Raw genomic sequence first — 13,022 nt, 5'->3', positions numbered from 1 at the left:
GTCAGCGCTCCGGGGTGTAGCTGTAGCCCAGGCCGCGGTGCGTCTGGATCGGCTCGGCCGCCGCATGCACCGCCCGCAGCTTGGCACGCAGGCTCTTGATGTGGCTGTCGATGTTGCGCGCATACCCCGCATCGGCGGCCACGCCCAGGGCATCGAGCAGTTGCTCGCGGGCGAACACCCGCTCCGGCTGGGCCAGCAAGGCGGTCAGCAGGTGGAATTCATGGCGTGTCAGGCTGAGGGGCTGCTCGTGGTAGTGGATCTGGTAGCGCAGCCGGTCCACGCGGAACGGGCCGTCCGCCACCGCGGCCGGCGCCTCGGGTTGGCGCGGCGCGATGCGCTTGAGGATCGCCTTGACCCGGGCCGCCAGCTCACGGGGGCTGAAGGGTTTGACCACGTAATCGTCGGCGCCGATCTCCAGGCCCACCACGCGGTCGATCTCCTCGCTGCGGGCGGTGAGGAAAATCACCGGCACCTCGGACACCCGCCGCAGCCGCTTGCAGGCCTCGAAGCCGCTCATGTCCGGCAGACCGACGTCGAGGATCACCAGGTCGAACGGCTCCTGGGCCAGCCGCTCCAGGGCTTCGCCGGCCAGGCTCAGCCAGCAGGTGGTGAACCCCTCGGATTGCAGGGCGAACACCAGGGTGTCGGCAATGGCGGCTTCGTCTTCGACAATCAGAATGTGCGGCATGGGCGTCCTGCCTGGAAGGAATGGCAGCGAGCCTGCGGCAGGGTGAAAGCGCCGTCAAGGTGCGGCCTGCCGGTGCGAGGCTATAGGCGGTGGAGCGTGGGTTGCCAACCCTGTAGGAGCGGCCTTGGCCGCGAGCTCGGCGGTAGTGGTCCTGCATTGACCTGGCTGAGGTACGGAAGAGCTCGCGGGCAAGCCCGCTCCTACAAAGAGCGGGCCCGGAACATCAGGCGCTAGGTCGTTGATCGCCAACCCCGTAGGAGCGGCCTTGGCCGCGAGCTCGGCGGTAGTGGTCCTGCATTGACCTGGCTGAGGTACGGAAGAGCTCGCGGGCAAGCCCGCTCCTACAAAGAGCGGGCCCGGGGCACCCGGCGGTAGATCGTTGATCGCCACCCGTAGGAGCGGCCTTGGCCGCGAGCTCGGCGGTAGTGGCCCTGCATTGACCTGGCAGGGGAACGGAAGCGCTCGCGGGCAAGCCCGCTCCTACAAAGAGCGGGCCCGGGCATCAGGCGGCAGATCGTTGATCGCCAACCCCGTAGGGGCGCAATCAGCCCAACTGGAAGCGTCCGGTGTTCTGCGCCAGGCCCTGGCTGCCGCGGCGCAGCTGCTCGGCAGCACTGCTCACCGCCTGGGCGCCATCGAGCAAGGCACTGGCCGCCTGGTCGACCTGCTGGATGTTGCCGCTCACCTCATCGGCGGTGGCCGCCTGCTGTTCGGCCGCGGTGGCGATCTGCGCCAGGCGATCGCTGACCCGCTGCACCGACTCGACGATGCCGTCCAGGTCTTCACCCATGGCCAGCACGCTGCCCACATCCCCTTCGGCCTGGCGCACCGCCTCTTCCATCTGGCTGACCGACTGGCCGACCACCTTGTGCAGGTCGGCGACGGTCTGGGCGATTTCCGCCGTGGAGTTCTGGGTACGCTGGGACAGCGAGCGCACTTCGTCGGCCACCACGGCAAAGCCCCGGCCCTGCTCACCGGCCCGGGCCGCTTCGATGGCGGCATTGAGCGCCAGCAGGTTGGTCTGCTCGGCGATGCCCTTGATCACGTCGACCACCCGGGTGATCTGCTCGGTCTGCACCTGCAGCTGTTGCAGGGTCGAGGCGCTGTCGCCGAGGCGGCTGCTGAGCTGGCGCATGCTGGCACTGGTACGGGCGCTGCGCTGGTTGCTCTGGTTGGCGATTTCGCGGGTCTGGCCGGCTTCCATCGCTGCCTGCTCGCAACTCTGCGCCACGCTCTGGGCGGTGGCCGCCATCTGCGTGGCGGCGGTGGCGATCTGGCTCATCTGTCCCTGCTGCTGCTCCACGGCCACCAGGGCGTTCTGCGCCTGGGTGCTGAGCACCTGCACGGTGCCGCCGAGGTTCTGGCTTTCCTGGTTGACGCCCTGCAGCGAGTCGCGCATCTGCCCCACCGCGGTGTTGAGCGCCGCGGCGATGCTCGCCAGGTCGTCCTCGCCGTGCACCTGCATGCGCACCCGCAGGTCGCCATCACGCAGGCCCTGGGCCGCCTCGATGATCCCCGCCGTGCTGCGGCGGATCGAGGCGTTGAGGCACAGCAGCACATACAGCGCGAGCAGCGTCAGCAGGCTGAACACCACGATCACTTCGATCATGTTCACCTGGGCATCCGAGCGGTAGTCACCCAGGTTGAGGGCGAACTGGCCGTACAGCGCCTGCTGCAGACCCGCCAGCTGACCATGGAGCACCTCGATGCGCTGGCTGAACTGCGCCGGGGTCATGGCGATGGGGTTGGATTCGAAGAGGTCACGGTCGATGTCGGCGAGGAACTGGTCGAAGCCCTGTTCCGCCTCGTCGAACGGGCCTTGCAGGTTGTCCATGGCCGCTGGGGTTTCCCGGCCGAGGGTGGCGCGCGCCTTGCTCAGTTGGCCGCGGGATTCGTCCAGGGCCCGGCGCAGGTCACGGATCAGCACCCGGCTCTGCAGGGTGAAATGCTGCGAGACCACCGCACCGTAACCATGGCTGGCGAAGCTGCCGAGGTTTTCCAGCAGGCGCGGCAGGGTAAAGGTCAGTTGCTCCATCATCAGGTAGGTGTCGAGGTACGGGTCGAGGATCAGCCCGCTGTCGGTCGCGACCTGTTCGCGTAGCACCATCAGTTGCAACAGGTTCTTTTGGTAACGCTCCAGGGCGTCCGGTAGCGCCAGCTTGCCCACGGCCGCCACACTCACCTCGGGGCGCATGGCCTGCAGGGCGGTCAGTTGCTCGGCCACCTGGGGGCCGAAGTCGGCACGCTGCAGCCGTTCGACGGCCGCCTGCAGTGCCTGGTCGAGCGCCGGTTCACGGGACGCCAGCAGTGCCTCGGCCTGGGCATCGGTGCCCTTCCAGCGCGCCAATAAGGTGCGTTGTTCGAGCAGCGCATGCTGGACCTGGCCCAGGGCCTCGATCCCGTGCATCCCCTCCAGCTCGCGATCGACCAGATTCAGGCGCGCCAGGTGATCGCTGCAGATCACCCACAGCGCATACCCCAGGGGCAGAATGAACAACGCGAACAGCAGCTGAAATTTACGCGCGAAGCTGAAACGCTCCAACACGCGTACACCCGGCTTGAGTACTCCAGTCATAGCGACACCTCAACGAGCTCAAGGCACGCCTGGCCAGGCGCACCAAACGACATCATCAAGCAAGAAGCAAGCCCGACAGCAGGACGCTGCAGGCAGCCATGGGGCTACCTGCAGCTTAGAACATCGCGGGGATCAGCAGGTGGGACGATCGGCGGTGTAGCGATCGGCGGGGTCGATGGCTGCATCGAAATCGCGCAGGGCACTGGCGCCGATCAGCAGCGGGTAATTGAAGTGCGTGCGGTCGGTCAGGTTGACCTCCACGGTGCGCAGTTCATTGCCCAGGCAGATGTCCATGTCGACCACCGGGCGCTTGGCCACGGCCATCTTGCTGGATCCGCTTTCCTCGGCACGGCTCTTGATCTCGCTGATACGCGCCAGCGGCTTCTCGAACAGGGTGTCGTCCGCATCGTCGGTGGCCAGGCGGAAACGCACCCAGTCTTCGCCATCACGCTGGAAGTGTTCGATGTCCTTGGCCGACAGCGAGGCGGTCATCGCGCCGGTGTCCATCTTGGCCTTGAGGGTCTGCCCGATCTGCGGCAGGCCAATGTATTCGTAGCGGCCGTAGAGCGTCGGCTGATTCGCCAGCACGGGCACGGCAAACAGGGTCAACAACGCCATCACAATCACTTTCACGCCAGAAATCCTCTTGAAAAACATCAGGATGTCCGACTGACCGACGCCGCGAAGGTTCGATACGAGGTGCGTGAAAATGTTACCGGTCAGCCGTTGACCCACAGTTCGTCCAGGTTGCGAAAGCCCCAGTCGGCCGCCGATTCGCGGCCCACGATCTTGTCCCGGCCAGCGCTGCGGGCCAGGTCGATGACCTCCTGGGGGATGGGCGTTTTCGAGCGACTCGAGAAGAACACCTTGACCCTGGGCGTCAGCAGGGACGCGCCGTTCTGGTCCAGCACCATGCCCAGGCGGCCGCTTTCCAGGCGCACCAGCGAACCGGTGGGGTAGATGCCCACGGTCTTGACGAAGGCCTGGAAGATCACCGCGTCGAAATGGCCTTTCCATTCGGCCATGCGCCGGATCGACTCCGCCGGGTCCCAGCCCTTCTTGTAGGGGCGGTTGGAGGTCACCGCATCGTACACATCACAGACCGCACCCATGCGGGCGAACAGGCTGATCTGCTCGCCGGCCAGGCGATGGGGGTAGCCAGTGCCGTCGACCTTCTCGTGGTGGTGCAGGCACACGTCCAGCACCAGCGCATTGACCTGCTTGCTCGCCAGGAGGATCTTGCCGCCGGCCTCGGGGTGCTGGCGCACCCGGCTGAATTCGGCATCGGTGAGCTTGCCGGGCTTGTTCAGCACCGCGCCGGGGATCGCCATCTTGCCCACGTCGTGCAGCAAGCCAGCCAGCCCGGCATCCTTGACCTGGGCATCGGCCAGACCCATCTGCCGCGCCAGGGCGATCATCAGGGCGCAGACCGCCACCGAATGCATGTAGGTGTATTCGTCGGCGTGCTTGAGGCGCGCCAGGCTGATCAGCGCGTTGGGGTGGCGCATTACCGACTGGGTGATGTCCTCGACCAGGCTTTCCGCGGCCTCGAAGTGCAGGGCCTGGCCCATGCGCACATCACCGAACATGGCCATCACCGCCTGTTTGGAACGGGCGCAGAGCTTGGCGGCGCGGTTCAGCTCCTCTTCCAGCGAACAGGCCTGGGGCGCGCCGGGCTGGGCGATGGCCAACAGGCGGGCCTCAGCCTCGGCGGCGGCCTCCTCCTGGCTGACGCTGCCCTGGCCCTGTTCGATATCCAGGCCCTTGCTGGCGTCGATCCACAGCTCCGTCACACCGCTGGCGCGAATGCGCTGCAGGTCCTTGTCGGAATCCAGTAAAAATTTCGAGGTCCAGAACGGGTGGTCCGTCCAGGCACCGCAGAACGACTGGATGTACATGCCGACACGCAGATCGGCCACGGCAATGCGCTTGAGCATCAGGATGACTCGGAAGTGGAAGTGCCATGCTTCCAGCATAGGATCGCACGGCCGGGGAGGCGTTCACCGCACCGACTCAGTGATGGCAATATGACACAAGTCGCACACGACTTGGAGCCTGTGAAACACCTGCTTATGATGACCCGGCCCGCGCACTACAAGGAGCTGCCATGCGCCGTCTACTGACCGGCCTGACCGTCACCCTGCTGTTGTTGCTCAACACCCTGATCCTGATCGGCCCGATGCTGCTGATCGCCATCGCCCGCCTGGTCCTGCCCGGCAAGGCCCTCAAGGCGGCCAGCTCACGCGGTGTCATGTGGGTCGCGGAAACCTGGGCCGAGATCAACAAACTGATCTTTGCGCTGTTTCTCCCGGTGAAATGGGACATTCGCGGCAACGCCACGTTGCGCCAGGACACGTCCTACCTGGTGATCAGCAACCACCAGTCCTGGGTCGACATTCCCGCCCTGGTCCAGGCCTTCAACCGCAAGACGCCCTACTTCAAGTTCTTCCTCAAGCAGGAGCTGATCTGGGTGCCCTTCCTCGGCCTGGCGTTCTGGGCCCTGGATTACCCCTTCATGAAGCGCTACTCGAAGGCCTTCCTGAGCAAGAACCCGCACCTCAAGGGCCAGGACCTGGAAATCACCAAGCGCGCCTGCGAGAAGTTCAAGGACCTGCCGGTCACCGTGGTCAATTACCTGGAAGGCACCCGCTTCACGCCGGCCAAGCAAGCCGCACAGGGGTCGCCCTACCAATACCTGCTCAAGCCCAAGGCCGGTGGCGTGGCATTCGTGCTGGCGGCGCTGGGTGAACAGCTGGATGCGGTGCTCGACGTCACCCTGGTCTACCCCGGCGGACGCATTCCCGGCTTCTGGGCGCTGATCAGTGGCCAGGTGGACAAGGTCATCATCGACATCCACACCCGCCCCCTCGACCCGGCGCTGTGCCAGGGCGACTACGAGAATGACCCGGACTTCCGCGCACGGGTGCAGACCTGGGTGACGGAGCTGTGGGTGGAGAAGGACGCCCGCATTGCGCAAATTCGTGCAGAGGTCGAGGCGTAGGGTGGGTTAGGTACGCGGGACTACGCAGGTTGGGTGATTGCGCTGGCCGGGCGGGCCGTAACCCACCAACCAGGTAGGCAGGAACACCGCACTGTTGGGTTACGCAGCGCCCAACCTTTGTTGTCGCATGCAGCTTTTCTGGATCGCGCCGCTAACCCAACCTACGAGCTGAAAGAGCTCGCGGCTAAAGCCCCTCCTACGAGGCGTGATGCGCCTTCTGGGGCACCACATCCTGTGGGAGGGGCTTTAGCCGCGACAGGGGCGACGGCCGATCAGGCCGCGCTGAACAGCTTGTGCGGGTCGATGACGAATTTCTTCGGCACGCCGGCGTCGAACTCGCCGTAACCGCGCGGCGCGTCGTCCAGGCTGATGACCTGCACCCCCACCACTTCGGCGATGTTGATGCGGTCCCACATGATCGCCTGCATCAGCGCCCGGTTGTACTTCATCACCGGGGTCTGGCCGGTGTGGAAGCTGTGCGACTTGGCCCAGCCAAGGCCGAAGCGAATGCTCAGCGCACCGATCTTCGCCGCCGCGTCCACCGCACCCGGGTCTTCGGTGACGTAGAGACCGGGAATACCGATCTTGCCGGCCACACGGGTGACCTGCATCAGCGAGTTGAGCACAGTGGCCGGAGCCTCGTGCTGGGCGCCGGCATGGCCGTGACCGCGAGCCTCGAAGCCCACCGCATCCACCGCGCAGTCCACTTCCGGCTCACCCAGCAGGTCGGCGATCTGCTCGTGCAGTGGGGTGTCCTTGGACAGGTCGGCGATCTCGAAGCCGACGGCCTTGGCATGGGCCAGGCGCACCGGATTCACGTCACCGACGATCACCACGGCGGCGCCAAGCAGACGGGCCGAAGCGGCCGCCGCCAGCCCCACCGGGCCGGCACCGGCCACATACACTGTACTCCCCGGGCCGACGCCCGCAGTCACCGCACCGTGGTAGCCGGTGGGCAGGATGTCGGACAGGCAGGTCAGGTCGCGGATTTTCTCCATGGCCTTGTCGCGGTCCGGCAGCTTGAGCAGGTTGAAGTCGGCATACGGCACCAGCACGTACTCGGCCTGGCCACCGGTCCAGTCGCCCATGTCGACATAGCCGTAGGCACCACCGGCACGGGCCGGGTTGACGGTCAGGCAGACGCCGGTGTGCTGTTCCTTGCAGGAGCGGCAGCGGCCACAGGCGACGTTGAAGGGCACGGACACCAGGTCGCCGATCTTCAGGCTCTCGACGTCACTGCCCTTCTCCACCACTTCACCGGTGATTTCGTGACCGAGCACCAGGCCGACCTGGGCGGTGGTGCGGCCGCGCACCATGTGCTGGTCGGAGCCGCAGATGTTGGTGGACACCACCTTGAGGATGACACCGTGTTCGATCTTGCGACCGCGCGGGTCCTGCATTTTCGGGTAGTCGATTTTCTGCACCTCGACCTTGCCGGTCCCGAGGTACACCACACCACGATTTCCAGACATACGTGTTCTCCTTTCTTGTTGTGAAAACAAAGGCGCGACCGGCGGTCACGCGGCCTTGCACTGGAGCTTGCGTCTGTTGCGAGGAGAGACCGCTGATGGCAGTGCGGTACTGCCTCTCCGGTTTATCGGGCGCGGATGGCTGTCCGCGCCGTGATTCGTTGCCCCGGCAGGTCAGGCCTGCGCTTGGGGTCATTGGTGGGCTGAAGCCCACCCTACGTGGTTACAGATTGTAGGGTGGGCTTCAGCCCACCGAAAAATCCTGCGGGTTGAAAGAGATCGCCGACCAGCCCACCCTGCGTCGCTCCCCTCAGGCATTGAGCACCACGGTGCGGTTGGCATTGAGGAACACACGGCGTTCGATGTGGTAACCCACGGCCCGGGCCAGGGTCAGGCATTCGATGTCGCGGCCCTTGGCGATCAGGTCTTCGGGGTAGTGGGCGTGATCCACCGTCTCGACGCCTTGGGCGATGATCGGGCCTTCGTCGAGGTCGTTGTTGATGTAGTGGGCCGTGGCCCCGACCAGCTTGACCCCTTTCTGGTAGGCCTGGTGGTAGGGCTTGGCGCCCTTGAAGCCAGGCAGCAGCGAGTGGTGGATGTTGATCGCCCAGCCATCCAGGCGCTTGCACAGCTCGGGCGACAGCACCTGCATGTAGCGGGCAAGCACCACCAGCTCGGCGCCGGTCTGTTCGATCACCTGCAACACCTTGCGCTCCTGGGACGGCTTGTCCGCCGGGTCGAGGGCGAAGTGGTGATAGGGAATGCCGTGCCAGCGCGCCAGCGGCTCCAGGTCCGGGTGGTTGGACACCACCGCCACCACGTCCATGGCCAGTTGGCCGATGCGCTGGCGGTAGAGCAAATCATTTAGGCAGTGGTCGGCCTTGGACACCATCAGCACCACCTTGGCGCGGTAGCCCGGCGGCGTCAGTTCCAGCTGCATGTCGAAGGGTGCCAGGCGTTCGTCAAGCCCGGCGCGGAAGGCCGCCTCATCGAAGCCGTCTGGCTGACGAAACTCGACGCGGATGAAGAAGCGCGAGGACAGCCGGTCATCGAACGAATGGTGCTCGGTGACGTAGCAGCGCTGCTCGAAGAGAAAACGCGTCACCGCATCCACCGTGCCGAGCACGCTCGGGCAGTGCGCGGTGAGAATCCAGGTATCGGGGGTGCGGCTCATGGAAAACCTCGGTCATCTACGCGGCAGAGCGCAGGGTGGATCGGAGCGCCCGGCTGCCGATGCGGCGTCACGGTGGACAGTCGTGGGAGGGGCTTCAGCCGCGACTGCTGCAGTCGCGGCTAAAGCCTCCTACAAGGGTCAGGCCTTGATCGCCAGGCCGTATTCGGCGCTGGCATCCTGCAGCCACAGCCAGAAGTAATCGGAGAAGCTGCGGCGCACCACCAGCTCCCAGGTGTCTTCGGCGGTGTGGCGAATCACCAGTTGCGACTTGGCGAAATGGGTACCCACCGCCTTGCCCACCGGGAAATTGCTCGGGTGCACGTCATAGCTGGTGGACTTCATCAGCAACTGGCGCACCTTCGGCCCGGACAGCTCCAGCAGGGTCTGCCCGCCGCTGACGTTGACCACCGCGAAGAACAGGCCTTCCAGCGCCGCGCGCAGCTTCTGCTCGACGGCGAATTCGGTGCCGCTGGGCACGATCAGCAGCCACTCGTCCGGGGCCAGCCATTGCAGGGAGGTGTCGCCATCGGCCACCAGGGTCAGGGCCACCGGCAGCTCCAGGCCCAGGGCCTTGTGCACGCCGCCGGCGAAGGCCGGGTCCTTGGCGTCGCCGCGCAAGGTCAGGTGACCGAGCAGCTTCTTCTCGCGCAGGGTGATGCCGGCGGACTTCGAGCCCTTGTCGGCCAGCTCGTGCAGGCCGGCGTGGAACAGCGGCGACTCGGCGTGGGCCGCGTCCGGGCGCTGCTGATAAACGTTGATCAGGTTAGACATTCTGGCGCTCCCCTTTCGGGTCATAGAACACGGAACTGACGATTTCGGCTTCGATCACGCTGCCATCGCGCAAGGGGGCGAACACCCGCTCGCCGACCCGCTTGAGGCCGCCCTTGACCACGCCCATGGCGAACGAATAGCCCAGCGCCGCGCTCATGTAGCTGGAGGTGACGTGGCCGACCATGGTCATCGGGATGCTCTGCTGGGTGTCGAACACCAGCTGCGCGCCTTCTGGCAGCACCGCCTTGGGATCGACCGGTTTGAGGCCGACCAGTTGCTTGCGCTCCTCGCGCAGGCAGTCCTCGCGGTTCATGCCGCGCCAGCCGATCCAGGAGAACGGCTTGGTCCGGCCGACGCACCAGCCCATGTTGAGGTCGTCCGGGGTCACCGAACCGTCGGTGTCCTGGCCGACGATGATGAAACCCTTCTCTGCCCGCAGCACGTGCATGGTCTCGGTGCCGTACGGCGTCAGGCCATGTTTCTTGCCGGCCTCGATGATCTTTTCCCACACGCCCAGGGCGTAGTCGGCCTGCACGTTGACTTCGTAGCTCAGCTCACCGGTGAAGGAGATGCGGAACACCCGGGCCGGCACGCCGCCGACCAGGCCTTCCTTCCAGGTCATGAACGGGAAGCCGTCCTTGTCCAGGTCGATGTCGGTGACTTCGGCCAGCAGCTTGCGGCTGTTGGGCCCGGACAGGGTCATGGTCGCCCAGTGGTCGGTGACCGAGGTGAAGTACACCTTTAGCTCCGGCCATTCGGTCTGGTGGTAGATCTCCAGCCATTCCATTACCCGGGCAGCACCGCCGGTGGTGGTGGTCATCAGGAAGTGGTTGTCGGCCAGGCAGGCGGTCACGCCGTCGTCGAAGACCATGCCGTCTTCCTTGCACATCAGGCCGTAGCGCGCCTTGCCCACGTCCAGCTTGGTCCAGGCGTTGGTGTACACGCGGTTGAGGAACTCCCGCGCATCCGGGCCCTGGATGTCGATCTTGCCCAGGGTCGAGGCGTCGAGGATGCCCACCGCATTGCGCACCGCCAGGCATTCCCGGGCGACGGCGGCGTGCAGGTCTTCACCGGCCTTGGGGAAGTACCAGGGGCGCTTCCACTGGCCGACGTCCTCGAACTCGGCACCATTCTGCAGGTGCCAGCGCTGCATGGCGGTGTAGCGCTTGGGCTCGAACAGCGGCCCGCAGTGCCGGCCGGCCACGGCGCCGAAGGTCACCGGCGTGTAGTTGGGGCGGAACATGGTGGTGCCCATCTGGGCGATGCTGATGCCCAGCGAACGGGCGGCAATGGCAAGGCCGTTGATATTGCCCAGCTTGCCCTGGTCGGTACCGAAACCGAGGGCGGTGTAGCGTTTGACGTGCTCGACCGATTCGAAGCCCTCGCGGGTCGCCAGTTCGATGCCGGCGGCGGTGACGTCGTTCTGCAGGTCGACGAACTGCTTCGGCGCACGGGCCGTGGATTTGTCATGGGGCACCTGGAACAGCGCCACGGCCGGCTCTTCGACCCGGGACTCGGCCAGCGGCACGCTGCCTTCGACCCGCTTGAAGCCCGCTTCGGCGGCGGCATTGGCACCCGCCTCGAAGCCATCGGCCAGGGCATTGCCCAGTGCGAACACGCCGTTCAGAGCACCGGCGCACAGGCGCTTCTGGAAGCCCTCACCCGGCACGAAGGCCAGGATGTCTTCGCGCCAGATCGGTTTGCCGCCCAGGTGGGACGCCAGGTGCACCACCGGGCTGTAGCCGCCGGAGCTGACGATCAGGTCGCAATCGAGCACTTCACCCGGGCTGGTGACCTTGTGGTTCATCAGGTCGATGGCGCAGACCCGCGCACCCGTGACGCGCTTGCTGCCGCGGGCCTCGACCACCGCGCTGCCGGTGAGAATCCGCACGCCGCGCTGACGCGCCTCTTCGACCCAGGCACCACGGGGATTGCTGCGCGCATCGGCGACGGCGACCACCTGCAAGCCGGCATCGAGCCAGTCGAGTACCACGCGGTAGGCGTAATCGTTGTTGGTCGACAGCACCAGCTGACGGCCCGGCGCCACGCCATAGCGGCGCACGTAAGTGGACACGGCGTCCGCCAGCATGTTGCCGGGCACGTCGTTGTTGGCGTACACCTGCGGCCGCTCGTGGGCGCCGGTGGCCAGCACCACGCGCTTGGCCCGCACGCGGTGCATGCGCTGGCGCACCATGCCCATCGGGGCGATCTCGCCCAGGTGGTCGGTGAGGCGCTGGTGAATGGTGAGGAAGTTGTGGTCGTGGTAGCCGTTGACCGTGGCCCGGGACAACAGGGTCACTTCCGGCAGGGTGCTCAGTTCGGCGATGACCTGGGCCACCCAGTCGGCGGCCGGCTTGCCGTCGAGGGTTTCCCGGGTGCCGAGCAGGCTGCCGCCGAACTCTTCCTGTTCATCGGCCAGGATCACCCGCGCACCGCTGCGCGCGGCGGCCAGGGCAGCGGCCAGGCCGGCGGGGCCGGCGCCCACCACCAGCACGTCGCAGTGCTGGTTCATGTAGTCGTAGCTGTCCGGGTCGACCTCGGTGGGCGAGCGGCCCAGGCCGGCGGCCTTGCGGATGTACTTCTCGTAGGTCAGCCAGAGGTTCTGCGGGTACATGAAGGTCTTGTAGTAGAACCCGGGCGGCATCATCTTGCCGCCGACCTTGCCGAGAATCCCCATGATGTCGGTGTTGACGCTCGGCCAGCCGTTGGTGCTGGCGGCCACCAGGCCCGGGTACAGCGCCTGCTGGGTGGCGCGCACGTTGGGCACCTGGGCGGCTTCGTTGGAACCGATCTGCAGCACGGCGTTGGGCTCTTCCGCACCGGCGGCGACGATGCCGCGCGGGCGGGAGTACTTGAAGCTGCGGCCGACGATGTCCACGCCGTTGGCCAGCAGGGCAGCGGCCAGGGTGTCACCGGCGTAGCCCTGGTAGGTCTGGCCGTTGAAGCTGAAGCTGATGGGCTGGCCACGGTCGATGCGGCCACCCTGGGAAAGACGATTGACCTGGCTCATGCGGTTACTCCTTGGCCGGCGGTCTTCTTCTCGGTGCTGGCGCCCTCGGTCACGCTGGGTTTCTCACCGATCTTGTAGGTTTCCAGAATCTCGTAGCTCACGGTGTGGCGCGTGACGTTGAAGTACTTGCGGCACCCGGCGGCGTGGATCCACAGCTCGTGGTGGATGCCACGCGGGTTATCGCGGAAGAACAGGTAGTCGCCCCACTCGGCGTCGGTGCAGGCATTGGGGTCCAGCGGACGCGGAATGTGCGCCTGGCCCTTGGCATGGAATTCCTCTTCGGAGCGCAACTCGCCACAGTGAGGGCAGAAGATATGCAGCATGGCGGTTCTCC

At 66.0% G+C, this 13,022-nt stretch carries 10 protein-coding genes; 1 reads left to right on the top strand and 9 read right to left on the bottom strand.

What is annotated here, in order from left to right; genetic code table 11:
- Position 1: 1 nt before the first annotated feature.
- The 4 genes from creB to N5C28_RS09030 all read right to left on the bottom strand — a co-directional run bounded on the left by creB (position 2) and on the right by N5C28_RS09030 (position 5,200).
- Positions 2–688, bottom strand: a complete 687-nt coding sequence (gene creB, locus N5C28_RS09045) for a two-component system response regulator CreB (protein WP_279821737.1) — start codon at positions 686–688, stop codon at positions 2–4.
- Between the two features lie 544 nt (positions 689–1,232).
- On the bottom strand, positions 1,233–3,263 hold the full coding sequence (locus N5C28_RS09040; protein ID WP_279821735.1) for a methyl-accepting chemotaxis protein: 2,031 nt from the start codon (positions 3,261–3,263) through the stop codon (positions 1,233–1,235).
- Between the two features lie 132 nt (positions 3,264–3,395).
- Positions 3,396–3,881, bottom strand: coding sequence for an ATP-dependent zinc protease (locus N5C28_RS09035; RefSeq protein ID WP_279821894.1), 486 nt, complete (start codon positions 3,879–3,881; stop codon positions 3,396–3,398).
- Between the two features lie 101 nt (positions 3,882–3,982).
- The gene (locus N5C28_RS09030; RefSeq protein WP_279821893.1) at positions 3,983–5,200 is read right to left on the bottom strand and encodes an HD-GYP domain-containing protein; all 1,218 of its coding nucleotides are present in this window, start codon (positions 5,198–5,200) and stop codon (positions 3,983–3,985) included.
- Between the two features lie 170 nt (positions 5,201–5,370).
- Between N5C28_RS09030 and N5C28_RS09025 the strand changes: the two genes are divergently transcribed.
- Positions 5,371–6,264: an acyltransferase gene (locus N5C28_RS09025; RefSeq protein WP_279821734.1), complete on the top strand. Its 894-nt coding sequence runs from the start codon at positions 5,371–5,373 to the stop codon at positions 6,262–6,264.
- A 272-nt stretch (positions 6,265–6,536) separates the two neighbouring features.
- Here the strand turns inward: N5C28_RS09025 and fdhA are convergent, their stop codons facing one another.
- The 5 genes from fdhA to N5C28_RS09000 all read right to left on the bottom strand — a co-directional run bounded on the left by fdhA (position 6,537) and on the right by N5C28_RS09000 (position 13,011).
- Positions 6,537–7,736, bottom strand: coding sequence for a formaldehyde dehydrogenase, glutathione-independent (fdhA, locus tag N5C28_RS09020; RefSeq protein WP_279821733.1), 1,200 nt, complete (start codon positions 7,734–7,736; stop codon positions 6,537–6,539).
- 307 nt (positions 7,737–8,043) lie between these two features.
- Positions 8,044–8,907, bottom strand: coding sequence for a formyltetrahydrofolate deformylase (purU, locus tag N5C28_RS09015; RefSeq protein ID WP_279821731.1), 864 nt, complete (start codon positions 8,905–8,907; stop codon positions 8,044–8,046).
- A gap of 138 nt (positions 8,908–9,045) precedes the next feature.
- The gene (gene soxG, locus N5C28_RS09010) at positions 9,046–9,678 is read right to left on the bottom strand and encodes a sarcosine oxidase subunit gamma family protein (RefSeq protein WP_279821730.1); all 633 of its coding nucleotides are present in this window, start codon (positions 9,676–9,678) and stop codon (positions 9,046–9,048) included.
- Positions 9,671–12,688 (bottom strand): sarcosine oxidase subunit alpha, encoded by a 3,018-nt coding sequence (locus N5C28_RS09005; RefSeq protein WP_279821729.1) that lies wholly within the window; start codon positions 12,686–12,688, stop codon positions 9,671–9,673. Before N5C28_RS09005 ends, soxG begins: the two co-directional genes overlap by 8 nt.
- On the bottom strand, positions 12,685–13,011 hold the full coding sequence (locus N5C28_RS09000) for a sarcosine oxidase subunit delta (RefSeq protein WP_279821728.1): 327 nt from the start codon (positions 13,009–13,011) through the stop codon (positions 12,685–12,687). Before N5C28_RS09000 ends, N5C28_RS09005 begins: the two co-directional genes overlap by 4 nt.
- Positions 13,012–13,022: the final 11 nt, after the last annotated feature.

The sequence above is a fragment of the Pseudomonas sp. GD03944 genome, from assembly GCF_029839275.1.
Lineage (GTDB): Bacteria > Pseudomonadota > Gammaproteobacteria > Pseudomonadales > Pseudomonadaceae > Aquipseudomonas.
The sequence above is the reverse complement of the archived record's forward strand: the minus strand, read 5'-3'. Positions and strand labels throughout refer to the sequence as shown.